This is a genomic window from Streptomyces sp. NBC_00986 (assembly GCF_045162565.1).
Classification (GTDB): Bacteria; Actinomycetota; Actinomycetes; order Streptomycetales; family Streptomycetaceae; genus Streptomyces.
In genome coordinates, this window is record NZ_CP108733.1 from 9,289,045 (window position 1) to 9,311,864 (window position 22,820).

Annotated in this window: 21 protein-coding genes; 13 read left to right on the forward strand and 8 right to left on the reverse strand. The window is 70.2% G+C overall.

Annotated elements, in window-relative coordinates:
- Positions 1-35: 35 nt before the first annotated feature.
- The 6 genes from OG504_RS41730 (at position 36) to OG504_RS41755 (ending at position 5,561) form a co-directional block, all read left to right on the forward strand.
- Positions 36-671: a TetR/AcrR family transcriptional regulator gene (locus OG504_RS41730; protein ID WP_405994422.1), complete on the forward strand. Its 636-nt coding sequence runs from the start codon at positions 36-38 to the stop codon at positions 669-671.
- Positions 672-1,025: 354 nt separating this feature from the next.
- Positions 1,026-2,612, forward strand: a complete 1,587-nt coding sequence (locus OG504_RS41735; protein ID WP_405994423.1) for a sensor histidine kinase — start codon at positions 1,026-1,028, stop codon at positions 2,610-2,612.
- A complete protein-coding gene (locus OG504_RS41740) occupies positions 2,609-3,016 on the forward strand; it encodes a roadblock/LC7 domain-containing protein (RefSeq protein ID WP_019066134.1) in 408 nt (135 codons plus the stop codon). Before OG504_RS41735 ends, OG504_RS41740 begins: the two co-directional genes overlap by 4 nt.
- The gene (locus tag OG504_RS41745) at positions 3,013-3,417 is read left to right on the forward strand and encodes a DUF742 domain-containing protein (protein WP_405857651.1); all 405 of its coding nucleotides are present in this window, start codon (positions 3,013-3,015) and stop codon (positions 3,415-3,417) included. Before OG504_RS41740 ends, OG504_RS41745 begins: the two co-directional genes overlap by 4 nt.
- On the forward strand, positions 3,398-4,018 hold the full coding sequence (locus OG504_RS41750; protein WP_405994424.1) for a GTP-binding protein: 621 nt from the start codon (positions 3,398-3,400) through the stop codon (positions 4,016-4,018). The genes OG504_RS41745 and OG504_RS41750 overlap by 20 nt, the downstream gene beginning before the upstream one ends.
- A 52-nt stretch (positions 4,019-4,070) precedes the next feature.
- The gene (locus OG504_RS41755; RefSeq protein ID WP_405994425.1) at positions 4,071-5,561 is read left to right on the forward strand and encodes a cytochrome P450; all 1,491 of its coding nucleotides are present in this window, start codon (positions 4,071-4,073) and stop codon (positions 5,559-5,561) included.
- 18 nt (positions 5,562-5,579) lie between these two features.
- Here OG504_RS41755 and OG504_RS41760 read toward each other — a convergent pair whose 3' ends face one another.
- From OG504_RS41760 to OG504_RS41780, 5 genes are all read right to left on the reverse strand, one after another.
- Positions 5,580-6,521, reverse strand: coding sequence for an RluA family pseudouridine synthase (locus OG504_RS41760; RefSeq protein ID WP_405994426.1), 942 nt, complete (start codon positions 6,519-6,521; stop codon positions 5,580-5,582).
- Positions 6,522-6,552: 31 nt separating this feature from the next.
- Positions 6,553-7,557, reverse strand: a complete 1,005-nt coding sequence (locus OG504_RS41765) for a hypothetical protein (RefSeq protein WP_405994427.1) — start codon at positions 7,555-7,557, stop codon at positions 6,553-6,555.
- Between the two features lie 709 nt (positions 7,558-8,266).
- On the reverse strand, positions 8,267-9,844 hold the full coding sequence (locus OG504_RS41770) for an amino acid permease (protein WP_405994428.1): 1,578 nt from the start codon (positions 9,842-9,844) through the stop codon (positions 8,267-8,269).
- A gap of 243 nt (positions 9,845-10,087) precedes the next feature.
- The gene (locus OG504_RS41775; protein ID WP_405994429.1) at positions 10,088-10,933 is read right to left on the reverse strand and encodes a siderophore-interacting protein; all 846 of its coding nucleotides are present in this window, start codon (positions 10,931-10,933) and stop codon (positions 10,088-10,090) included.
- Positions 10,934-11,022: 89 nt separating this feature from the next.
- Positions 11,023-11,952, reverse strand: a complete 930-nt coding sequence (locus tag OG504_RS41780) for a 5'-3' exonuclease H3TH domain-containing protein (protein ID WP_405996571.1) — start codon at positions 11,950-11,952, stop codon at positions 11,023-11,025.
- A 234-nt stretch (positions 11,953-12,186) separates the two neighbouring features.
- Here OG504_RS41780 and OG504_RS41785 point away from each other — a divergent pair, with 234 nt between their 5' ends.
- The 4 genes from OG504_RS41785 to OG504_RS41800 all read left to right on the forward strand — a co-directional run bounded on the left by OG504_RS41785 (position 12,187) and on the right by OG504_RS41800 (position 16,779).
- Positions 12,187-13,272 carry a glycine betaine/L-proline ABC transporter ATP-binding protein gene (locus tag OG504_RS41785; protein ID WP_405994430.1) on the forward strand — a complete coding sequence of 362 codons (1,086 nt, stop codon included), beginning with the start codon at positions 12,187-12,189 and terminating at the stop codon, positions 13,270-13,272.
- Positions 13,265-15,079, forward strand: coding sequence for an ABC transporter permease/substrate binding protein (locus tag OG504_RS41790; protein WP_405994431.1), 1,815 nt, complete (start codon positions 13,265-13,267; stop codon positions 15,077-15,079). The genes OG504_RS41785 and OG504_RS41790 overlap by 8 nt, the downstream gene beginning before the upstream one ends.
- Before the next feature lie 417 nt (positions 15,080-15,496).
- Positions 15,497-16,060 carry a helix-turn-helix domain-containing protein gene (locus OG504_RS41795; protein WP_405994432.1) on the forward strand — a complete coding sequence of 188 codons (564 nt, stop codon included), beginning with the start codon at positions 15,497-15,499 and terminating at the stop codon, positions 16,058-16,060.
- Positions 16,060-16,779, forward strand: a complete 720-nt coding sequence (locus OG504_RS41800; RefSeq protein WP_405994433.1) for a helical backbone metal receptor — start codon at positions 16,060-16,062, stop codon at positions 16,777-16,779. The genes OG504_RS41795 and OG504_RS41800 overlap by 1 nt, the downstream gene beginning before the upstream one ends.
- Here the strand turns inward: OG504_RS41800 and OG504_RS41805 are convergent.
- A complete protein-coding gene (locus OG504_RS41805) occupies positions 16,706-17,815 on the reverse strand; it encodes a TDT family transporter (protein WP_405994434.1) in 1,110 nt (369 codons plus the stop codon). The two genes, OG504_RS41800 and OG504_RS41805, sit on opposite strands and share 74 nt — an antisense overlap.
- A 70-nt stretch (positions 17,816-17,885) precedes the next feature.
- On the opposite strand from OG504_RS41805, the gene OG504_RS41810 reads away from it, so the two are divergent.
- Positions 17,886-18,809, forward strand: coding sequence for a LysR family transcriptional regulator (locus tag OG504_RS41810; protein ID WP_405994435.1), 924 nt, complete (start codon positions 17,886-17,888; stop codon positions 18,807-18,809).
- Positions 18,810-18,905: 96 nt separating this feature from the next.
- Positions 18,906-19,871: a phosphotransferase family protein gene (locus OG504_RS41815; protein WP_405994436.1), complete on the forward strand. Its 966-nt coding sequence runs from the start codon at positions 18,906-18,908 to the stop codon at positions 19,869-19,871.
- Here OG504_RS41815 and OG504_RS41820 read toward each other — a convergent pair.
- Together OG504_RS41820 and OG504_RS41825 are read right to left on the reverse strand one after the other, a co-directional pair.
- Positions 19,843-20,556 carry a gamma-glutamyl-gamma-aminobutyrate hydrolase family protein gene (locus OG504_RS41820; protein WP_405994437.1) on the reverse strand — a complete coding sequence of 238 codons (714 nt, stop codon included), beginning with the start codon at positions 20,554-20,556 and terminating at the stop codon, positions 19,843-19,845. The genes OG504_RS41815 and OG504_RS41820 overlap by 29 nt on opposite strands.
- Before the next feature lie 71 nt (positions 20,557-20,627).
- Positions 20,628-21,362, reverse strand: a complete 735-nt coding sequence (locus tag OG504_RS41825; RefSeq protein WP_405994438.1) for a FadR/GntR family transcriptional regulator — start codon at positions 21,360-21,362, stop codon at positions 20,628-20,630.
- 85 nt (positions 21,363-21,447) lie between these two features.
- Between OG504_RS41825 and OG504_RS41830 the strand changes: the two genes are divergently transcribed.
- Positions 21,448-22,818, forward strand: coding sequence for a glutamine synthetase family protein (locus OG504_RS41830; protein WP_405994439.1), 1,371 nt, complete (start codon positions 21,448-21,450; stop codon positions 22,816-22,818).
- Positions 22,819-22,820: the final 2 nt, after the last annotated feature.

Genomic DNA, 22,820 nt, shown 5'->3' on the forward strand with positions numbered 1-22,820 from the left:
GTCGCCGTCCAGGGCCGTGTGCGAGGATCGAACGCATGGGGACAACGGGTGCACAGGGGGGCCGCCGGGTCGGCAGGCCACGGGCCGATCAGCGGCCGGACAGCGGACTGTCCCCGCGTGCCGAACTCCTCTCCGCCGCCGCCGAGTTGTTCACCACTCGCGGCTACGCGGCCACCACCACCCGGGCCGTCGCCGAGCGCGCGGGCATGCGGCAGGCGTCCATGTACCACTACGTCTCCGGCAAGGAGGAGCTGCTCGCGGACCTCCTGGAGTCCACGGTCACGCCCTCGCTGACCTGCGCCCGGGAACTCCTCACGGACGACGCGACCCCGGCCGAGGACCGGCTGTGGGAGCTGTGCCGTACGGACGTCGAGCTGTTGTGCGGCGGTTCGCACAATCTCGGTGGGCTGTATCTGCTGCCCGAAGTGCGCGCCGAGCGTTTCGCCGGCTTTCATGCCGTGCGTGCCGAACTCAAGGACGCCTACCGGCAGTTGCTCGCCGCGACGGCCGCGAGCGGGGCGCTCGCCAAGAGCGAGTTGGAGCTGCGGACGGATCTGGTGTTCGGGCTCATCGAGGGCGTCATCCTCGTGCACCGTTCCGATCCCGAGCGGCCGGTGTCGGCCTTCGCCGAGGCGACCGCCGACGCGGCGCTGCGCATCGCGGGAATCTGAGCCGGAACCCGAGCCGGAACCCGAGCCGGAACCCGAGCCGGAACCCGAGCCGGAACCCGAGCCGGAATCGAGGCTTCACTCATTACGGTGAGTGATTTTCGTATGCCCGTGCGCCGTAACTCACTGTGTGCGATTGAAGCCACAGCGTGTAAATGGGCTGAGGGTACTCCTCTTCTATGTCCCTTTTCAGGGGCTTGCTGAATATGACACAGCGGTGATCCGGTCGGACTAAGCTCGCCCGCAGCGCACCGAGTTGGGCTGTATTCGTGCGCTTGTTCCCAAACATGCAAAAGATACAGAAGCTCCCCCCAGATTTCCCCATCCCCCCAGCCGACCTGTCTTTAGAGGGCATACATGGTGAGTGTTCAATCGCCCCCCGGTGGCCGTGAACTTCCCTACGCGCGCGTGCTGTTGCCGCCTGCCATAGTGATGGCCGCGGCGACCGGGGCCGCCGTCGCCCTGGTGGCGGGGCCTGCCCGGATCGCCGTCGGCTGGTGCGGAGCCGTCGCCACCCTGTTGGTGATCATGACGGCGGCCGAAGCGGTACGCCGCGGACGCAACCTGCGGGACCAGCGCGCCGAGCACGACCGTCACACCGCGTATCTGGAACGGCGGCTCGCCGACCAGAACCAGGAGATGGTCCGCCTCGGTCAGGAGATCCTGCCCGCGACGCTGCACCGGCTCAGCAGTGGAGAATCCCCCGGAGAGGTGATTCGCCAAGTCGTCGACGCCGATCCGGAGTGGCGGCAACTTCCCGATCCGCAGCGCGACTTGCTGAGGACCGTGCTCAGGATCGTGGAGCGCGAGGAGAACATGCGTGACTCCGCGCAGCGTTCCTTCGTCAGCATCGCCCGCCGTGTGCAGGCCATCGTCCACCAACAGGCCAAGGAACTCCGGGAGATGGAGGAGGACCACGGCCGTAACCCGGAGGTCTTCGACGACCTCCTGCGCATCGACCACGGCACCGCGCTGATCGGCCGTCTCGCCGACTCCATCTCGGTGCTCGGTGGTGGCCGCCCGGGCCGCCAGTGGCCCGAACCGGTGCCGCTGTACAGCGTGTTGCGCGGCGCCATGTCCCGCATCCTGGAGTACCGCCGCATCGAGTTGCACTCCATCGCCAAGGTCAACATCCGCGGCATCTCCGTCGAGCCGGTCATCCACGCGGCGGCCGAACTCCTCGACAACGCCACGCGATACTCGCCCCCGCAGACCAAGGTGCACGTCACCGCCGTAGAGGTGCAGACCGGTGTCGCCATCGAGATCGAGGACGGCGGCGTCAGCCTCAGCGAGGAGTCGCGGGCCCGGGCCGAGGGCATGCTGGAGCGCGCCAAGGCCGGCACCGACCTCCAGGACCTCGGCGAGAGCCCGCGCCTGGGCCTCCAGGTCGTCGGCCGGCTCTGCGCGACGTACAACATGCAGATCTCGCTGCGCGCCTCGGCCTACGGCGGTGTCCGCGCCGTCCTGATCGTGCCCAGCGAGATGCTCACCCCCGGCACCGCACCCGGACTCGCCCACGGCATCGGCGCCACCGCCATGCCCAAGGCCGAACTCGGCGCCGTCGACGGCCCCAAGCGCACGATCAAGCGGCGCCGCCCCACGAGCCCGCGCATCCCGGCCTCGGTGAGCATGGAGGACGAGGTTCCCGAGGTCACCGAGTGGACGGCGGGCGGCCTGCCGCAGCGCCGCAGCCGGGTCAAGGTCCCGCTCGCCCAGCGGTACGCCGAACAGGCCGCCGCCGAGCGCGCCGAGGCCGCCGCGCGGGAGGCCCGTTCCGCCTGGGGCGCGCCCGAGCCCGAGCCGGAGAAGAAGGACGAACCCGAACCGGGCCTGTGGGTCGAGGCGTTCATGGAAGGCCTCAAGGGTGACCCGGACCCGACCGCTTTCACCCAGAAGACCGAGCCGGCCCGAGTCGAGGCCGACGACGAGGGGGACCTCAAGTGATCCAGCAGCGAGCCAACTTCGACTGGATGCTCAAGGATCTCGCCGACGGCGTGCCCGGCATCCAGCAGATCGTGGTCCTGTCCGCCGACGGGCTGCGCATCGCCCGCTACGGCGGCGACCCGGACGCGGCCGACCGCGTCGCCGCGGCCTGTGCCGGGCTGCAGAGCCTGGCGGGCGCCGTCGCCTCCGAGATCCCGGGCAGCGACGGCCGGATGAAGATGGTCATCATCGAGATCAACGGCGGCTACTTCTATCTGATGGCAGCGGGCGCCAACGCCTACCTGGCCGTGCTGTCCGACGTGGTCGCCGAACCCGGCCTGATGAGCAACCGCATGCGTGACCTCGTCGTCAGAATCGGCGCCCACCTCACCAGCCCGCCGAGGCGCAACGGGCAGACCGTATGACTCCTCCGCAACGCCAGCGGCGACATCCGAAGGACGGGCCGCCGCCCGAGCCCGCCAAGAAGCAGGGCGAAGGAAAGATCCCGGAGCGGCTGTACGTCCTCACCGGCGCGACCGAGGACGGCGACCGGGCCGAACTCGACCTGGTCACGCTGATCGTGGCGCGTTCCGACGCGCCGCAGTCGGCCACTCCGGAGCAGGCGGCCCTGCTCGGGCTCTGTATCGCCCCCCTGTCCGTGGCCGAGCTGTCGGCCTACCTGAACCTGCCGTACAGCGTGGTGACCGTCCTGCTCACCGAGCTGCTGACGGCCGAACTGGTGCAGGCGCGCGCCCCGATCGTCCGCCAGGCGCTCCCCGACCGTTCCCTCCTCGAAGCGGTGATGCATGGACTTCAAAAGCTCTGACACCATCACGGGCCCTCGTACCGAGGACCATCTCCCGCACACGGCCCAGGCCGCGGTGAAGATCGTGATCGTCGGCGGCTTCGGGGTCGGCAAGACGACCATGGTCGGTTCGGTCAGCGAGATCAGGCCGCTGACCACCGAGGAGACCATGACGCAGGCCGGCGTCGGCGTCGACGACAACTACGGTTCGGAGAGCAAGACGGCCACCACCGTCGCGATGGACTTCGGCCGCATCAGCATCACCGACCAACTGGTGCTGTATCTGTTCGGCACCCCTGGCCAGGAACGCTTCTGGTTCCTGTGGAACGGGCTGTTCGAGGGCGCGCTCGGCGCGGTGGTGCTGATCGACACGCGGCGCCTCGAAGTCAGCTTCGACGTCATAGGACGGCTGGAGGAGCGCGGGGTGCCGTTCGTGATCGCCGTCAACTCCTTCCCGGACGGCCCGCATTACCCCATCGAGAACCTGCGTACGGCGCTCGACCTGTCCCCGGACATCCCCATCATCGAGTGCGACGCGCGCCGCCGCGCCTCCAGCCGGGACGTCCTGATGACCCTGATGCGCTTCCTGCACTCCCTGGCGATGACGGGCTCACTGACCTGACCCGCCCAACTCCCCCGACACCGGATCCACTTCAGTTCTCGGAGCGATCACTGTGACGCCTGAACCTCACTCCCCGACCGATACGGACGACACCGTGCTCGGTCCGCCGCCCGGCTGCCCCGCGCACGGCACCGGCCCCGGCGGGCTGCGCCGGCTGTACGGTCCCGAGGCCGAGGACCTGGGAGCCGTGTACGAGAAACTCCGCGCCGAACACGGTGCGGTGGCCCCCGCGCTGCTGCACCAGGACGTGCCGATCTGGGTGGTGCTCGGTCACGGCGAGAACCTGCACATGGTGAGCAGCCCCTCGCAGTACTGCAAGGACAGCCGGCTGTGGACTTCCATGCTGGACGGCACGGTCAAGCCCGACCACCCGCTGATGCCGCACTTCGCCTGGCAGCCCATCTGCGCGCACGCCGAGGGCGACGAGCACCTGCGGCTGCGCGGCGCGGTCACCGGCGCCATGTCGACCATCGACCACCGGGGCATCCGCCGCCACATCAACCGTGCGACCCAGCACCTCGTCAACCAGTTCTGCGAGGACGGCAGCGCCGACCTGGTCGCCGAGTTCGCCGAGCATCTGCCGATGGCGGTCATGTGCGAGATCCTCGGCATGCCCGAGGAGTACGGCGACCGGCTGGTGCAGGCCGCCCGCGACTGTCTCAAGGGCACCGAGACCGCGCTCGCCAGCCACGCCTACCTCATGGAGGTCCTCAGCCGGCTCGCCGTACGGCGCCGGGCCCAGCCTCAGGAGGACTTCACCAGCCATCTCGTCACCCACCCGGCGGGGCTCACCGACGACGAGGTCAGGGAACACCTGCGCGTGGTGCTCCTCGCCTCCTACGAGACCACGGCCAACCTCCTCGCCAACGTGCTGCGCATGGTGCTCACCGAACCGGGCTTCCGGGCCCAGCTGAACGGCGGCCAGATGACCGTGCCCGAGGCGGTCGAGCAGTCCCTGTGGGACGAGCCGCCGTTCAGCACGGTCTTCGCCTACTTCGCCAAGCAGGAGACGGAGCTGGGCGGCCAGCGCATCCGCAAGGGCGACGGACTGCTGTTCGCGCCCGCGCCGGGCAACGTGGACCCCCGGGTGCGGCCCGACCTCAAGGCCAACATGATGGGCAACCGCTCGCACCTCGCCTTCAGCGGTGGCCCTCATGAGTGCCCGGGCCAGGACATCGGCCGTGCCATCGCGGACGTGGGCGTCGACGCACTGCTGACCCGCGTTCCGGACATCCAGCTCGACTGCGAGGAGGACGAACTGCGCTGGCGGTCGTCCATCGGGAACCGGCACCTGGTGGAACTGCCGGTGCGGTTCACGCCGAAGGCCCAGCAGGACGTCGCCGAGCAGCCCGCCGTCAACCCGTCGCTGCGGCAGCGCCCGAACGACTGGCAGGTCAGCTTCGTGCCGACCCCGCCCACGGTTCCGGCGCCCGCCGCCCCGGTCGACGAGCCCACCGCCGTGCCCGCCGCGGCGCCGGTGCCCGAACCGGCCCACCGACCGGGCCTGTTCCGCCGTTTCCTGCGCTGGTGGCACGGCGAATGAGACGACCGGCCACCCGGGTCACCCCGCCCACTCCTCGTACGACGACCAGGCCCGCAGCACCCGCGGGCTGACGAACCGGTGCTCGCACCCCGTGACCGGATCGGTGAACTCCAGGACCCGCGCCAGCAGTTGGAGCGGACGGCGGAAATCACCGGCCGGCACGGGGTCGGCCACCACCGGATAGAGCGGATCGCCGAGGATGGGCACGCCCAACGCGCTCATGTGCACCCGCAGTTGGTGCGTCTGCCCGGTACGCGGAGTGAGCCGGTACCGGGCCCGCCCGTGCCGGTGCTCCAGCAACTCGACCCGACTGATGGCGTTGGTCTCGCCCTCGACCTCCTGGGCCGCCAGGATCCCGCGCTCCTTGACGATCCGGCTGCGCACGGTGCGCGGCAGGGTCAGCGTCGGGTCGTACGGGGCCACCGCCTCGTACTCCTTCGCCACCCGCCGGTCGCGGAACAGCGACTGGTACGCGCCGCGCTCCTCCGGTCGCACGATGAACAGCACCAGCCCGGCCGTCAGCCGGTCGAGGCGGTGGGCCGCGCCCAGCGCCGGGATTCCCAGCTGCCGCCGCAGCCGCGCCAGGGCCGTCTCGGTGACGTGGCTGCCGCGCGGGGTGGTGGCCAGGAAGTGCGGCTTGTCGGCCACCACCACGTGCTCGTCCCGGTACACCACGTCGATCGGGAACGGCACGCGCTCCTCGTCCGGCAGTTCCCGGTGGAACCACACGAACATCCCGGGCGCGTACGCCGTGTCCCGCGACACCGGGCGCCCGGTGACGTCCACGATCCGTCCCTCGTCGAGCATGGTGTCGATCACCTCGGCCCTGGCCGCGAGCCGCGCCACGAGATGATCCCGTACGGTCGCCCAGGCGTTTCCGGCCGGCAGCCGCACCCGCACCGGATCCACTCCGTCGCGTTGGGGCAGCGGAGAGGGCGGGGGCGGGGTGCGGCGACTCATCACGATCAAGCGTACGCGGCGGTTCGGTTCCTCAGGATCCGAGAACCGTGGAGGGCACGTCTCCCGGGGCGGGCGCCTGATACCGCGGGGCGGTGGTCGTCCAGGCGTCGACGGCGGCGAGGTGGTAACCCATCACTTCGACGACGGCCGACAACTGCTCACGATCGTTGCCGTTCAGCCGCAACTGTTCGCAGATGTCCGGGAGTTGAGTCTTCTCAAGGTGTTCGTACTCCGACTGCCTGGCCGTGCGCAGCCGGGTTGTCACGGCCGCGGCCTCGTCGACGGAGATGTCCAGGAACCTCGCGAACACGAGGACGAAGTTGCATATCTCGTCCTCCTTCTCGACCTCTCGACGGTAGGAACGGACGTCGTTGTAGAGAGTCTGAAGGTCTATCCAGGCGTCCGTCAGCGCACGGAAGGGACGGGAGCGGCGCACACGGGCCGGCACTTCCGCGGCGGCCACGTGCTCGGCGAGGCAGATCCCGACCTGGCCGCCGAACGAGCCGCGGCGGCGGACAAGGTACTCGGCCGGATCAGGGATACGCCCGGAGCGCATGCATTCCAGCTCCCAGCACTGCCCGTCGGCATATTCCAGCACGGCGTTCCGCATGTTGCGTTTCCAGTCCGTCGACCTGGTCGGCGTCATCCGTATCCATAAATCGGCAAGGGACCTCTCTATGGGGTGCTTCGGCATCGCATGGGAAGTGCCGTGCAACGGCATGAACAGAGACAGCCGGTCGACCAGGGCCCGCGCTCCTTGGAGGTCGCGCTCGGCCTTGAACGTCCGCGGGAACAGCAGGTCGAGGGCGAACATCCACGCGTAGAGGTGGTACGCCAGGAACAGCTCGTCCTTGTCCGCGAAGGGGTAACACCATGCGGTGCAGTCGGCGAGTCCGATGGCCGCCCACTCCTCCGGGTCGGCCGCGACGGGCAGGAGCCCCATGTCGTACGTCCAGTCGTCGCCGCTGCGATTCAGCAGGTCGACGTTCGGGTTCCCCTGCCAGGTGTAATGCGCTCGGAGCGCGGATGTGCTCATCGTGCTGATCTCCTGTCGGGACGCAAGACCTGGCATCAGCAGTGGTTGTCAGGCCTTTCGGCTTGGGCGGAGCACGGAATCGGAGACTCGCGGAGGGCGGCCTCGGGCCGCCGCACGCAGCCGACGGCCAGGGCTACGGCCCCTGGCGGCTGGGTGGGGGCGGAGCCCTTGGCGGTGCCCTCCGGGTGACGGAGTCGACCAAGTCCACGAACTGCGCGCTGTACTCCCTGCGCCGTGACTGCGGCGTGGCTGATTCGTACACGAACAAGGCCCGCGGGCTGACCCGGCCGAGCGGGCCTCATCGACCGCGTGCCGGGTGGTGCTGTCAGCCATGGCCTTGGCGGCGACCGCCGGACGGTGCGGTCGCGGGGCGTCTCCACCTTCCGATGTGCCTGCGGGTCCAGTCAACTGTTCGAGGCAGGTCGGAGCTCAGGGAAGGCGCCGTCGCGAGGTGTTGAGCCGCCGGCCGTCGCGGGCATCCGGGCACCACCTCCAACGGGCCCGGGTGCGACATCGAGTCATGTCGTCAATTCGCCCTGAAAGGGCCTTGCTCCGGACCATGCGACGGCCCACGCCTCCCCAAAAGGGCGTTCTGCCCCGGCGCATGGTGCTACCCCGGCGCATGGAGCGGTTCGCCGCTTGCCGGATGCGCGGCTTCACGCTCCGTCCAGTGCGCCGTCCATGCGCCGCCAACCGACCACAACAAGGCTTATTCAGGCGGCAGTTGAGTATGAACCGCAAGAGATCGAGCAGGTTCGGTCGCGGAGCGCACGCGTCGCGCGCGCATGAGCCGGTACAAGGCTCCGCACGTAACCGTCACCGCCAGGAACAACACCGTGAACCACTGGAAGTACCAGTGCCCGCCCGCCGGGTCGTACACAGCAGCCCGCGGCCACGCCAGGTTGACCGTCATCACCAGGCCGTAGACAAGCGCCAGCGCGTTGACCGGCACCCCCCACCGCCCCAGGGAGAAGAGACGCGCCCCCGTCTCGTCCGTGCCCTCCACCTCGAACTCGCCCCGCACGCGGCGGAACAGGAGTGGTCCCGTCACCATCGCGTACGCCAGGTACAGCATCACGATGCAGGTGGTGCCGATGGCGAGGAACGCGTCCGGGGAGGCGAAGTTGAGGAGGAGCAGGGCGGCCGAGAGGATGCCTACGACGAGGGCCGGGGCGCTGGGCATGCCCGTGCGGGGGTTGACCTTGGACAGGCGGGCGGAGAAGGGGAGTTGGCCGTCCCGGGCCATCGAGAAGAGCATGCGGCAGGCCGCCGTCTGGATGGCCAGGGTCGCTACGGCTATCGCCACCACCACGTCCGCCAGCAGGGCCTTGCCCACCCCGTCGCCGAGGCTGCTCGTGAGGACGTAGCTGAGGCCGTCGACGCCCAGCCGGCCGTCGGTCAGGCTGGGGGCGGCGAGGAGGCCGCCGAGGATGATCAGGCCGCCGAGCAGGCCCGCCGCGCTGAGCGCGGTGAGGATCGTGCGGGGCGCGGTGCGGCGGGGGTTGTGGGTCTCCTCGCTCATCTCGCCCGCGCTGTCGAAGCCGATCATCACGTACGCCGCCGTGAACGAGCCCACCAGCAGGGCGCCGAGCAGTCCGCCCTCCAGGCTGCCGGTCGTGTGGAAGGTGATGCTCGGCGTGCGCTTCGAGTGGGTCAGCAGGAGGACGACGATCAGGATCGCGCCGATGATCTCCGCAGTCACACCGACCCGGTTGATCACCGACATCACGCGGTTGTCGAGGATGTTCACCAGCGTCGTCAGGACCAGCAGGATCACGCCCAGGACCGCCGCGTTGGCCGCGCCGTCCGGTGAGGTGGGTGCCGGGTCGCCGCCCACCAGCTGGAAGCCCGACCAGATCGCCGGCAGGACCATTTGCAGGGCCAGTGCCGCCGCCGCTACCACCACGATCTGGCCGATTACCATGATCCAGCCCGCGAACCAGCCGAAGGCCGCGTTGGAGAGGCGGGACGACCACTGGTAGATCGCGCCCGAGATCGGGTAGCGCGCGGCCAGTTCCGCGAAGCAGGCCGCCACCAGCAACTGGCCCGCCAGGACCACCGGCCAGGCCCAGAAGAAGACCGGGCCGCCGAACGCGTACCCGAAGGCGAAGAACTGGAAGACGGTCGTCAGTACGGAGATGAAGGAGAACCCGGCCGCGAAGGACGCGTACCGGCCCAGGCTGCGGTGCAGTTCCTGGCGGTAGCCGAACTCCGCGAGGGAGCCGTCGTCGGGGGAGGAGGAGTGGGGCGGGTCGGGGCGTATGTCGGAGGTGGTGGTTGTGGTCACGGCGGCACCTGCCTTCGGCGCAGGAGAGCGGAATCCTGACGGCGACAGCTGAATTCCTGTCGGGTGACAGAAATTAGGGAGCCGCTGTTTCCGCCGCGTCACGCCGCCGTGTCTGTGGCGGGCCTAAGTCCTCACGCCGGTGGGCTTGTTCCGGTCATAGCGGCCATCGGCGCGACCGACCCGGGCATGACGAAGGGGCGGTGCCCGAAGGCGCCGCCCCGTTCCCCAGCTCTCTCCCCGGCGCTACGCAGCCGCCGTGGTCCCCTCCTGCTCCGCCTCGATCTTCGCGTTCCACTCCCGCTTCGACGCCTGCCAGCCGTCCTCGTTGTGACCCAGGCGCCAGTAGCCGGAGATCGACAGGTCCTCGCGCGGGATCTGCAACTCGACCCGCAGCAGGGCGCGGAGGTCCTTCACGAAGGCCGCCTCGCCGTGCACGAACGCGTGCATCCGGCCCTCGGGGAACTCCAGCGCCCGTACGGCCTCGGAGAGTGTCTCGCCGACGGGACGGTCGCCGCGGTGCAGCCAGACGACCTCGATGTCGGAGTCGATCTTCTGTTCCTCCTCCGGGCCGGAGATCTCCACGAAGGCGTGCGCGGTGGCGCCCTCCGGCAGCGACTCCAGCGCGCGGGCGATCGCGGGCAGCGCGCTCTCGTCCCCGGCGAGCAGATGCCAGTCGGCGCCCGCGTCGGGGGCGTAGGCGCCGCCGGGGCCCATGAAGTGGACGGTCTCGCCCGGCTGGACGCGGGTCGCCCACGGGCCGGCGAGGCCCTCGTCGCCGTGGATCACGAAGTCCAGGGTCATCTCGAGGTGCTCGGCGTCCCAGGCGCGCACGGTGTAGGTGCGGGTCACCGGCCACTGCTCGCGCGGGAACTCGGCGCGGATGCGCTCCATGTCGAAGGGCTCGGGGTAGACCGCGCCCCCGGCCGGGAACAGCAGTTTCACGTAATGGTCGGTGCAGGTGTCCGCCGAGAACTCGGCCAGACCCTCGCCACCGAGCACCACGCGCTGCATGTGAGGGGTCAGGCGCTCGGTGCGGACGACCTGCGCGGAGTGGGGCTTACGCGGCTTCCGTGCCGGACGTTCTGCCATGACGGCCTCCCAGATTCCCATGCTTAGGCTTACCTAAGTTAGCACTAGATTCTTTGTGATAGGCAAGAAGGCGAGAGCAATAACAATGCTTACGCGCACAGCGTGGTGAGCAGTCGCTGCAATGATCCGCCCAGCCCCCACCGCTCCGCCAGTGCGTCCACCAGCTCCGGGTCGCGCGGGGCGTGCGGCAGCGTCGGGTCGACGTCGGGCAGCGGAACGTCGTCGGCGACCCTGACGACCTTGGGCGCGACCGCGACGTACGGCCGCGACTCGTCGAGGCGCTTGCGCTGCGAGGGGGTCAGCTTGGACTGGAGGTCGTCGATCGCGGCCATGATCCCGGGCACGTCACCGAACTCGGCGAGCAGCTTCGCCGCCGTCTTCTCGCCGATTCCGGGGACGCCCGGCAGACCGTCGCTGGGGTCGCCGCGCAGCAGCGCCAGATCCACGTAGCCGCGCCCGTCGACGCCGTACTTCTCGCGCAGGAACGCCTCGTCGGTGACTTGGAGCGTGCCGACGCCCTTGATCGGATACAGGACGCGGATCCCGCGGGCGTCGTCGACGAGCTGGTAGAGGTCGCGGTCGCCGGTGACGATGTCGACCGGGCCCTTCGCGTGCGCCGTGAACGTGCCGATCACGTCGTCGGCCTCGTACGGCTCGACGCCCACGCGCGCGATACCGACCGCGTCGAGGACGGCCTCGATGATCGGCACCTGCGGGGACAGCGTGTCCGGCACCTCCTCCGCGTCCGGGCCGCTCTCGCGCACCTCGGCGACGCGGTGCGCCTTGTAGGTGGGGATCAGGTCGACCCGCCACTGGGGCCGCCAGTCCGCGTCCATGCAGGCGACCAGCTGGTCGGGGCGGTGGTCCTTGACCAGGCGGTCGATGAACTCGAGCAGCCCGCGTACGGCGTTCACCGGCGTCCCGTCCGGTGCCTTCACGGACTCCGGGACGCCGAAGTAGGCGCGGAAGTAGAGCGAGGCGGTGTCGAGGAGCATCAGTCGTCCGGTCACGCCTCGCATCATGCCGCACGACGGCGCGACGACCACCCCTCCCCGTCACCCGGAGGGACCAACACCGCCGGCTCCGGAGGGGCGCACACCGCCGGCTGGTGAGCTGGGCCACTCCTGAGTTTGCGCCCGGGAAGCCTGGGAAGGCGCGGCCTCGGAGCGATGCCGGTTGCACATTCAACCGTCGAGGGGCCTTCAGGTCTCTCGCCGTCGCCTCCCCGTCCTGCCCCCGACCGAGAGGTACGCGTGTCAGCCAGGCTAGAAGCCGAGCATCTGTACAAGGTGTTCGGCAGACGACCCGACCAGGCAGTCGAACGGCTCCGCGAAGGAGCCGACCGGGAGGAGCTGCGCGCCGACGGCACCACCGCGGCCGTGATCGACGCCTCCTTCTCCGTCGCGCCGGGACAGATCTTCGTCGTCATGGGCCTGTCCGGCTCCGGCAAGTCGACCCTCCTGCGCATGCTCAACGGACTCCTGGAGCCCACCGCGGGCCGCGTCCTCTTCGACGGCCAGGACCTGACCGCGCTCGGCGACCGCGAACTCCGCGAGGTCCGCGCCCACAAGATCAGCATGGTCTTCCAGCACTTCGCGCTCTTCCCGCACCGCAGCGTCCGTGAGAACGCCGCCTACGGTCTTGAAGTGCAGGGCGTGCCCCGCGCCGAGCGCCTGAAGCGCGCCGGCGAGGCGCTCGCCCTGTGCGGCCTGGCCGGCTGGGAGGACTCCTGGCCCGACGAGCTGTCCGGCGGTATGCAGCAGCGCGTCGGCCTGGCCCGCGCCCTCGCCACCGACGCCGACCTGCTCCTCATGGACGAGTCGTTCAGTGCCCTCGACCCGCTGATCCGCCGCGACATGCAGGACCAACTCCTGGAACTGCAGCAGTCGTTGAAGAAGACGATCGTCTTCATCACCCACGACCTCAACGAGGCCATGCGCCTGGGCGACCGCATCGCCGTCATGCGTGACGGCCGCATCGTGCAGACCGGCACGGCCGAGGACATCCTCGTCCGCCCCGCCGACGACTACGTCTCCTCCTTCATCCAGGACGTCGACCGCTCCCGGGTCCTCACCGCGAGCTCCGTCATGGACACCGACCTGCGCGGCGACGAGGCCGACTGCGCCTGCGAGACCGCGACGCCGGAGACGCCGTTCAACGAGCTCTGCGCGATCAGCGCCCGCCTCACGCACGCCGTCGCGGTGCTCGACAAGGACCACGAACTGGTCGGCGTCGTACCCAGGCAGCGCCTGGTCGCCTTCCTCGGCGACGAGCAGCACGAACCCACCCCCTGTGTCAGTCCGCGCGACGGCGGCGAGAAGGTGACCGCCCATGCCTAGGCTCCCGCTCGGCGACTGGGTCGACTCCGGTGTCGACTGGCTCCTCGCCCACATGTCCTGGCTCTTCGACGCGATCAAGACGGTCGTCGAGGGCATGTACGACGGCATCAACGCGGTCCTCACCGCCCCCGAACCCCTGCTCCTCGCGGGCATCTTCGCCGTCATCGCCTGGTGGCTGCGCGGCTTGGTCGCGGGCGTCCTGGCCTTCGCCGGATTCCTGCTCATCGACTCGCTGGACCTCTGGGACCGGGCGATGTCGACACTCGCCCTCGTCCTCGTCGCGACCGTCATCGCCCTGGTGATCTCGATCCCGCTGGGCATCTGGGCGGCCCGCTCCAAGACGGTCAGCGCGGTCGTGCGGCCCGCTCTCGACCTGCTCCAGACGATGCCGTCGATGGTGCTGCTGATCCCGGCGATCCTCTTCTTCGGGCTCGGCACCTCCGCCGGCGTCATCGCCACCCTGATCTTCGCGCTCGCCCCCGGCGTCCGCATGACCGAGCTCGGCATCCGCCAGGTCGACGCCGAACTCGTCGAAGCGGCAGAGGCGTTCGGCACCTCACCGCGCGACACCCTGCTGCGCGTCCAACTGCCGCTGGCGCTCCCGACGATCATGGCGGGCATCAACCAGGTCATCATGCTGGGCCTGTCGATGGTCGTCATCGCCGGCATGGTCGGCACCGGCGGCCTCGGCGGCGCTGTCAACGAGGCCATCGGCCAGCTCGACATCGGCTTCGGCTTCGAGGCGGGCGTCGGCATCGTCGTCCTCGCGATCTACCTCGACCGCATGACCAGCGCGCTCGGCACCCAGATCTCCCCGCTCGGCCGCCGCGCCGCCGCCAAGGCCCGCGCCGCCGGCACCGCCAAGCCCTGGAACTACCGCCCCCGCCCGGCGTTCGCCGTGATCGGCGTGGTCGTCCTCGCCCTCGTGGCAAGCGGCATCGGCGTCTTCGGCTCCTCCTCCGGCACGAAGGCGACCTCCGCCACGGACGTCGGCAAGGGCAAGAACATCACCATCGGCTACATCCCCTGGGACGAGGGCATCGCCTCCACCTTCCTCTGGAAGGAGATCCTGGAGGAGCGCGGCTACAAGGTGACGACCACCCAGTACGCGGCGGGCCCGCTGTACACCGGCCTCGCCACCGGCCAGGTCGACTTCCAGACCGACTCCTGGCTGCCCACGACGCACGCCGAGTACTGGAAGAAGTACGGCAAGCAGCTCGACGACCTCGGCAGCTGGTACGGCTCCACGTCCCTGGAGCTGACAGTCCCGTCGTACGTGAAGGACGTCAACACCCTCGCGGACCTCAAGGCCCACGCCTCCGAGTTCGGCGGCAAGATCACCGGCATCGAACCGAGCGCCGGAATGATGGGCCTCCTGAAGACCAAGGTCCTCAAGGAGTACGGCCTCCAGGGCTCCTACGACGTCGTCGACGGCTCCACCCCGGCGATGCTGGCCGAGCTGAAGCGGGCGTACGCCAAGAAGCAGCCGATCGTCGTCACGCTCTGGTCGCCGCACTGGGCGTACAGCGACTACAAGCTGAAGAAGCTGAAGGACCCGAAGAACGCCTGGGGCAAGGGCGACGGCGTGCACACCGTGTCCCGCAAGGGCTTCGCCGACGACAACCCCGACGTCGGCAAGTGGCTGAAGGACTTCAGGATGACCGAGTCCCAGCTCACCGGTCTCGAGGCGCAGATCCAGAAGTCCGGCAAGGGCGAGGAGCAGGACGCCGTCCGCACCTGGCTGAAGCAACACCCGGGCCTCGTCGACCAGTTGGCCCCGGTCGCGAAGAACCGGAAGAGCCAGTAGGACCGACCGGAAGAGCCAGGCGGCCGGGGTGACCTGACAGTCCCGCAGCCGCCGTCCCAGAGGTGGGCCCCACCGCACGTTCCCCCCCTTCGTGCGGCGGGGCCCACCTTTCTCGGCGCCCCGATCCGGTACGGAAAGGATCCGGCCAACCACATAGCGCTACGAAACCCCGCAATCAGGCCTGAGGAGTGAGCGGGAACACAGTCGACCGCGTACGCATTGAAGAGTAGGGAAGAACTCTCGCGCCGACCGAGGGGCAGGGGACCGTTGCGGACTGGCCAGAACCATGACGTCCGATCGCACGCTGTGTGACGTGGATGTGACAGGCGCATGAAACGGTTTGACGAACATGCGTAGGGTGCAGAGAACTCATCAGAGGCAACTGAAGACCGACGAGCGAAGGAGGGAGCCGGAGCGATGGGCGACCACAAAGAACAGCCCCTTCGGGTGGGTGCGGCCGTACGGCGCCGCCGCCGCGCGCTGTCCCTGACCCTCGCCGTCGTGGCCGAACGCAGCGGCCTCTCGGTGCCCTTTCTGAGCCAGGTCGAGAACGACCGGGCCCGCCCCAGCAGAAGCTCCCTGGAGAAGGTGGCCGACGCCCTGCGCACCACGGCCGTCGAACTCCTCGCCGCCGCCGACCCCGCGTGCAGCGTCGACGTCGTCCGCGCGGAGGAGCCCGAGTCGGCCCAGCCCCGGATGCGTTCCCTGGTACGGGGCCATCACCAGCTGCACGCCTCGGAGTTCACCGGCGACCACGACGCCGGGCGCGAATTCCAGCACCGCAACGACGAGTTGATGTACGTCGCCGACGGCGCCGTCGAGATCGAGGCCGAGGGGCGCGCGTACCGGCTGGTGCGCGGCGACACGATGTACCTGACCGGCGGCGTCCGTCACCGCTGGCGCGCGACCGTGCCGGACACCCGGGTGGTCGTGGTCGCGGTGGCCGAGCACATCGAGGCGGTCCAGGACCGCCAGCGCTGATGCGCGTCGTGTCCCTCGTGCCGTCCCTTACGGAGGCAATCGCCGTATCGCTTCCGGGAGTTCTGGTCGGCGCGACGGACTGGTGCAGCCACCCGCCCGACCTCGACGTCACCCGCGTCGGCGGCACCAAGAACCCGAAAGCCGACCAGATCCTCGCCCTGGCCCCCGACTTGGTGATCGCCAACGAGGAGGAGAACCGTGCACCGGACCTGACGGCCTTGCGCGGGGCGGGAGTCGAGGTCCTGGTCACCGAGGTGCGTGACGTCCCGCAGGCCTTCCTCGAACTCGCCCGCGTCCTCGACGCGTGCGGAGCGCCGTCCCGGCCGCGCTGGCTGGACCAGGTGGAGGAGGCGTGGGCGCAACTGCCGGAACCGGAACGCCGTATGACCGCCGTCGTCCCCATCTGGCGTCGGCCCTGGATGGTGCTGGGCCGGGACACCTTCGCGGGAGATGTGCTGTCCCGGCTGGGAGTCGACCACGTGTACGCGACGCACGCCGAGCGTTACCCGCGGGCCACGGTAGACGAACTGCGGTCTGCGGCACCGGACTTGGTGGTCCTCCCGGACGAGCCGTACCGCTTCACGGCTGACGACGGACCAGGGGCCTTCGCGGGCCTGCCCTGCGCGCTCGTCAGCGGCAGGCACCTCACGTGGTACGGGCCGTCACTGGGCGAAGCGCCACGGGTGCTGGGCGCGGCCCTGCGAGCAGTGCGCCGCTGAGCAGGCCGCGGGCCGTGTGTACGGCGGCGGTGGTCCAGGCGGCGACCAGGACGCCGTAGAGGACGATCGCGAGCAGGTCGTAGGCGGCGAGGCCGGTGTGGTGGGACAGGGATTCGGCGCCGGTGACGCAGGTGCCGACCGGGAAGGTGAACGCCCACCAGGTCATCGTGAAGCGCATGCCGTGGCGGCGGGCGCGGACGACGTGCGCGGTGGCGAGGCCGAGCCAGAGCAGGGCGAAGCCCATGACGGGGACGCCGTAGAGGACGGCGAGGAGGCTGAAGCCCTGGGCGTCCGCGGGCGGTACGACACCGGGGGCGAAGTCCGCGAACTTGCCCACGGCGGTGGTGGATTGGCCCAGCGGGCCCAGCACCAGGAACAGCGTCGGGGTGAGCGCGAGGGGCAGCGGGCCGCCGGTGACGAGCCGGGCGAAGACCAGCGGCAGCATCAACAGCGTTGCCAGCAGGCTCAGTCCGAACATCGCGAAGCACGCGAGGAGGAGCGTCTCCCGGGGCTGTCCGGGCGGCAGGTGGGGGATAAGGAGCGGTCCGAGGGCCGCGGAGACCATGGGCGCGACCACGGGCAGCAGCCACACGGGAGTCGCCTGTGCGGGGTGCACGTGATGCCGTACGGCCATCAGGTACGGGACGGCGACGGCGACCGCGAGCCCGATGACCGTGCCGGTGCCGAACAGCGCGGCGTCGAGCGCGACCGCCGTCCGGACCCCGATCCAGTCCTGCCCGACGACCAGCGTGCCGCCGCCCACCGCCAGCAGGGCCATCGCGAGGCAACCGTAGAAGGGGGCCATCGCCGGGTCGAGGAGATGGGCGCGGGCCTGGTCGCGGTGGTGGGTCCAGTGCAGGGTCCGGGCGGCGAGCAGGGCCAGCAGCATCGCGAGGGAGAGGGCCCAGACGGCGGTGCAGGCCGTGCGCAGTCCCGGGAGGTGGAGCGGGAGCCCGGCACCGGCCGTGGCGACGATGGCGGTGCCCATGACGGAGGCGTACCAGTTGGGTCCGAGATGACGAACTGCGGTGACCATGCCTCCACCGTCTCGCCGACTGAGACACGCGACCAGGGAGTATGGGTCTATGGGGACATAAACTGGATTTATGAGCGGGAGCGAGACGGAAGATCAGCGGGGCGGGTCGATTGCGCACCGGGTGCCTGACCTGGGCGCGCTGGAACTGCTGCTGGCGGTGGCCCGGCTCGGGAGTCTCGGCGCGGCGGCCCGCGAGCTGGGGATCACGCAGCCGGCGGCCAGCAGTCGTATCCGCTCCATGGAACGGCAGCTCGGCGTCGCCCTGGTGGACCGCTCACCGCGCGGATCGACCCTGACCGACGCCGGCGCCCTGGTCACGGACTGGGCCCGCCGGGTTGTGGAAGCGGCGGCCGCCTTCGACGCGGGTGCCCAGGCGCTACGGCACCGCCGCGACTCCCGGCTCCGTGTCGCCGCCAGCATGACCATCGCCGAGTACCTCCTCCCGGGTTGGCTCCTCGCCCTCCACTCCCAACGCCCCGACACGGCGGTCTCGTTGCTGGCCGGCAACTCGACCACGGTCGCGGAACGGCTCCTCGCCGACGAGGCCGACCTGGGTTTCGTGGAGGGCCTGTCCGTGCCCGCGGGACTGGACTCCACGGTGATCGCCCATGACCACCTGATCGTCGTGACCGCCCCGACCCACCCGTGGGCCCGTCGCCAACGCCCGGTCCCGGCGGCCGAGTTGGCGTCGACGCCCCTGATCCTGCGGGAGAAGGGCTCGGGCACGAGGCAGGTACTGGACGCGGCACTGGGCGGTCTGGCCCGCCCCCTCATCGAGTTGTCGTCCACTACGGCGGTCAAGGCGTCGGCGGTGAGCGGAGCGGGGCCCGCGGTGCTGAGCGAACTCGCCGTGGGGGAGGAGCTGTCGATGCGGAGGCTGGTGCGCATCCCGGTCGAAGGGATCACGCTCGCCCGGGACTTGAGAGCGGTGTGGCCCACGGGTCACCGGCCGACGGGACCGGCAAGGGAACTCCTGTCACTGACCCGGGGTTAACGCCCCGCACTGCGCCAACCCCCGGCCCGTCGGGTAGCGGCGGCGGGGGTGAAAACCCTTGGCGCGCGCCCACAACGCTTGCGCACCATAATCGCCATGACCCCCACCGCCCCGCCCGCCCAAGGCGTCCGCACCCCCTGGGAAGCCCTCCCCGCCCACCTCCACGACGCCGTCGCCCGGCTGCTCGGCTCGCCGGTGTCCCACGCCGTCACGCAGCCAGGTGGCTTCTCCCCGGGCACGGCCGCCCGGGTGCGAACCGCCGACGGCACCCGAGCCTTTGTCAAGGCGGTCAGTGCCGAGACCAACCCCCACAGCCCGAAACTCCACCGCACGGAGGCCCGCAACGCCGCCGCCCTCCCGCCTTCGGTCCCCGCGCCGCGTCTTCTCGGTACCTACGACGACGGCACCTGGGTGGCCCTGGTCTTCGAGGAGGTGGCCGGTCGGCAGCCTCATGTCCCGTGGCGGGAGGCCGAGTTGGAGCGCGTGCTGGGCGCCGTGGAGCAGTTGGGCCGCAGCCTCACGCCGTCCCCCGTGGCCGCCCCGGCCGTCGTCGAAAGCCTCGCCCGCGATTTCGCCGGCTGGCGGCGGCTGCTCGACGGTGAGGCGGGCGACATCCCGGGACGGCTCGAACCGTGGACGGTCGAGCACCTTCCCGAGCTGGCCGAACTCGCCGAACCCTGGACCGAGTTCGCCGCCGGTGACACCCTCGCGCATGCCGATCTGCGCGCCGACAACATGCTGCTCACGGACGACGGAGGGGTCGTCTTCGTCGACTGGCCGCACGCCCTCCGTGCCGCGCCCTGGTTCGACCTGCTCGTCATGCTGCCGTGCATCCGTGCCCAGGGCGGCCCGGATCCGGAGGAGTTGTTCACCCGGCATCCCCTGGCCGAGGGCGCGGACCCGTCCGGTGTCACCGCCACACTGGCGGCCCTCGCCGGCTACTTCGTCGAGCACTCGCTCCGACCGTCACCGCCGGGCCTGCCCACCCTGCGCGAGTTCCAACGGGCCCAGGGCGACGCGGCCCTGGCCTGGCTCAGGAAGCGGTTGGAGACGGCGTCGTAGCGCGCGCGGCCGCCTCGACCAACGCCCGCATCACCCGCAGGTCCTCACCCATCTCGGGATGCCACTGCACGCCCAACACCCAGTCGGCGGAGGGGAGTTCGACGGCCTCCGGGGTGCCGTCCTCGGCCCAGGCCGACACCGTCAGGCCCGCGCCCAGGCGGTCCACGCACTGGTGGTGGAACGTGGGGACCGAGGTCTCCTCCGGTACCGCCGAGGCGTACAGGGTCCCCGGTACCGGCTTGACCGGGTGGTGGCCGAAGACGCCCGGTGTCTCCGCGTGGCCGTCCATGTGCTGGACGAGAGTGCCGCCCACGGCGACGTTCAGGAGCTGCATTCCCCGGCAGATGCCCAGGAGGGGGATGCCCGCCGTCAACGCGGCCTCGATCAGGGCGAGTTCCCAGGCGTCGCGGGCGGGAGCGGGCGGGCCGGAGCGGGGGTCGCGCTCCGCGCCGTAGCGGATCGGTTCCACGTCCGGGCCGCCCGCGATCACCAGGCCGTCGAGGCGGGCGACGGTCGCCGCGGCATGCTCGGGGGCGTCGGGCGGCAGCATCGCGGCGAGGCCGCCCGCGTGCTGGACGAGGCGCGGGTAGCCGGCCGGAAGCAGCGCGGCCTCCAACTCCCAGGCGCCCCAACGCGCTCCGGCCTCCAGATACGTACTGATGCCGATCAGCGGCCTGCCCGCCATGCACCCCTCCGACGTGAAGCGAATTGAATGGACTCCGTGGGAACCATTGAACTACCCCGCTGGTCAGGCGGTCATGCCAGGAACCCCCGCAGCAGCGCCGCCGTCCCCGCGCAGTGCTCCCGCATCATCTCCCGCGCCCCGTCCGCGTCCCCGTCGAGGACCGCCTCGACCAGCGCGATGTGCTGGCGCTGCGAGTGCTCCAGGTTGCGGACCAGGAGCGGGATGCAGTCGAGGAGGTCGTTCACCGTCGCCCGTACCGCCGCGTACTGCGCGGTCAGGGTCGGTGAACCGCACAGCTCGGCCAGGGTCAGGTGCAGCAGGGTGTCCAGGCGGCGGTAGTCGGCGAGCGGGGCGTCGTGCGTGCGGGCCAGGGCGTCGCGCAGGCGGCCCGCCTGTTCGTCGCTCAGGCCGTGGGTCGCGCACAGGCCCGTCGCGCCGACCTCCAGCACCTCACGGAAGCGCAGCACGTCCTCGATGTCGACCGCGCTGATCCGCCGCCGCAGCTCGTCCTCGCCGCCCGCGTCCGACTTCGGCAGGACGAACGTCCCGCCGTAGCGTCCGCGCCGCGACTCCACGAGACCCTGGTCCTGCAGTACCTTCAGAACCTCGCGCAGCGTCACCCGACTGATCCCGAGCCGCTCGGCCAGTTCCCGCTCGGCCGGCAACCGTTCGCCCCCAGGCACCAGGCCCAGCCGTACGACCTGCAGTATCTGTTCCAGCGCCTCTTCGAATCCGTTGCCCGCCCGCACCGGCCGCAGTACCGGGGTCAACCGGTCCTCAAGGCCGTTCTCCGCTTCCAGTGACATATGGCGGCACCCCCTTCCCAAGCAATGGTTCTCCGCAATACCTTATGGCTTCCGGCTGACCGTAGAAGCCGAAGGAGGCTTTCCCGTGGCAGACCGCACACCCCCACTGGGCGTCGAGGCACTTCAACGCCTCGTCGCCAGTGGTGAGATCGACACTGTCGTCCTGGCCTTCCCCGACATGCAAGGGCGGTTGCAGGGCAAGCGGTTCGCCGCCCAGTTCTTCCTGGACGACGTGCTCCGGCACGGCACCGAGGGCTGCAACTACCTCCTCGCCGTCGACACCGAGATGAACACGGTCGACGGCTACGCCATGTCCTCCTGGGAGCGCGGTTACGGCGACTTCGCCATGCACCCGGACCTGACCACCCTCCGCCGTGTGCCCTGGAACGCCGGCACCGCCCTGCTGATCGCCGACCTCGCCTGGAACGACGGATCGCCGGTGGTCGCCGCACCCCGCCAGATCCTGCGCCGCCAGCTGGAGCGCCTCGCCGAGCACGGATTCACCGCGCAGGTCGGTACGGAGCTGGAGTTCATCGTGTTCAAGGACACGTACGAACAGGCCTGGGACGCCAACTACCGAGGGCTCACCCCGGCCAACCAGTACAACATCGACTATTCGGTGATGGGGACCGGCCGCATCGAGCCGCTGCTGCGCCGGATCCGCAACGACATGACCGTCGCCGGACTGACCGTCGAGTCCGCCAAGGGCGAGTGCAACCCGGGCCAGCACGAGATCGTCTTCCGCTACGACGACGCCCTCGTCACCTGCGACCAGCACGCGATCTACAAGACCGGCGCCAAGGAGATCGCCTCCCAGGAAGGCGTCTCGCTGACCTTCATGGCGAAGTACAACGAGCGCGAGGGCAACTCCTGCCACATCCACCTCTCGCTCGCCGACGCCGACGGCGGGAACGCCATGGCCGGCTCCTCGGACGACCCCGGCGGCATGTCGGAGGTCATGCGGTACTTCCTCGCCGGGCAACTCGCCGCGCTCCGCGACTTCTCGCTGCTCTACGCCCCGAACATCAACTCGTACAAGCGGTTCCAGCCGGGATCCTTCGCGCCGACCGCCGTCGCCTGGGGATACGACAACCGCACCTGCGCCCTCCGGGTCGTCGGCCACGGCCGCTCGATGCGCTTCGAGAACCGGCTGCCGGGCGGGGACGTGAATCCCCACCTGGCGGTGGCGGGCCTGGTCGCGGCCGGGCTCTACGGCGTCGAGCACAAGCTGGAGCTGCCGGAGGCCTGCGCGGGCAACGCCTACAGCGGCGACTACGCGCACGTCCCCACCAATCTCCGCGAGGCCGCCGAGCTGTGGGAGAACAGCCCGATCGCCAAGGCCGCCTTCGGCGACGAGGTCGTCGCGCACTACCGCAACATGGCACGCGTCGAACTGGACGCCTTCGACGCCGCCGTCACCGACTGGGAGCTGCGTCGCTCCTTCGAACGTCTGTGAGG

Bases quoted from the DNA above. Each gene is read 5' to 3' on its own strand.
- OG504_RS41730 (WP_405994422.1), top strand. From the start codon at position 36: ATGGGGACAACGGGTGCACAGGGGGGCCGCCGGGTCGGCAGGCCACGG.
- OG504_RS41735 (WP_405994423.1), top strand. From the start codon at position 1,026: ATGGTGAGTGTTCAATCGCCCCCCGGTGGCCGTGAACTTCCCTACGCG.
- OG504_RS41745 (WP_405857651.1), top strand. From the start codon at position 3,013: ATGACTCCTCCGCAACGCCAGCGGCGACATCCGAAGGACGGGCCGCCG.
- OG504_RS41750 (WP_405994424.1), top strand. From the start codon at position 3,398: ATGGACTTCAAAAGCTCTGACACCATCACGGGCCCTCGTACCGAGGAC.
- OG504_RS41760 (WP_405994426.1), bottom strand. From the start codon at position 6,521: ATGAGTCGCCGCACCCCGCCCCCGCCCTCTCCGCTGCCCCAACGCGAC.
- OG504_RS41765 (WP_405994427.1), bottom strand. From the start codon at position 7,557: ATGAGCACATCCGCGCTCCGAGCGCATTACACCTGGCAGGGGAACCCG.
- OG504_RS41775 (WP_405994429.1), bottom strand. From the start codon at position 10,933: ATGGCAGAACGTCCGGCACGGAAGCCGCGTAAGCCCCACTCCGCGCAG.
- OG504_RS41780 (WP_405996571.1), bottom strand. From the start codon at position 11,952: ATGCGAGGCGTGACCGGACGACTGATGCTCCTCGACACCGCCTCGCTC.
- OG504_RS41790 (WP_405994431.1), top strand. From the start codon at position 13,265: ATGCCTAGGCTCCCGCTCGGCGACTGGGTCGACTCCGGTGTCGACTGG.
- OG504_RS41795 (WP_405994432.1), top strand. From the start codon at position 15,497: ATGGGCGACCACAAAGAACAGCCCCTTCGGGTGGGTGCGGCCGTACGG.
- OG504_RS41800 (WP_405994433.1), top strand. From the start codon at position 16,060: ATGCGCGTCGTGTCCCTCGTGCCGTCCCTTACGGAGGCAATCGCCGTA.
- OG504_RS41805 (WP_405994434.1), bottom strand. From the start codon at position 17,815: ATGGTCACCGCAGTTCGTCATCTCGGACCCAACTGGTACGCCTCCGTC.
- OG504_RS41810 (WP_405994435.1), top strand. From the start codon at position 17,886: ATGAGCGGGAGCGAGACGGAAGATCAGCGGGGCGGGTCGATTGCGCAC.
- OG504_RS41815 (WP_405994436.1), top strand. From the start codon at position 18,906: ATGACCCCCACCGCCCCGCCCGCCCAAGGCGTCCGCACCCCCTGGGAA.
- OG504_RS41820 (WP_405994437.1), bottom strand. From the start codon at position 20,556: ATGGCGGGCAGGCCGCTGATCGGCATCAGTACGTATCTGGAGGCCGGA.
- OG504_RS41825 (WP_405994438.1), bottom strand. From the start codon at position 21,362: ATGTCACTGGAAGCGGAGAACGGCCTTGAGGACCGGTTGACCCCGGTA.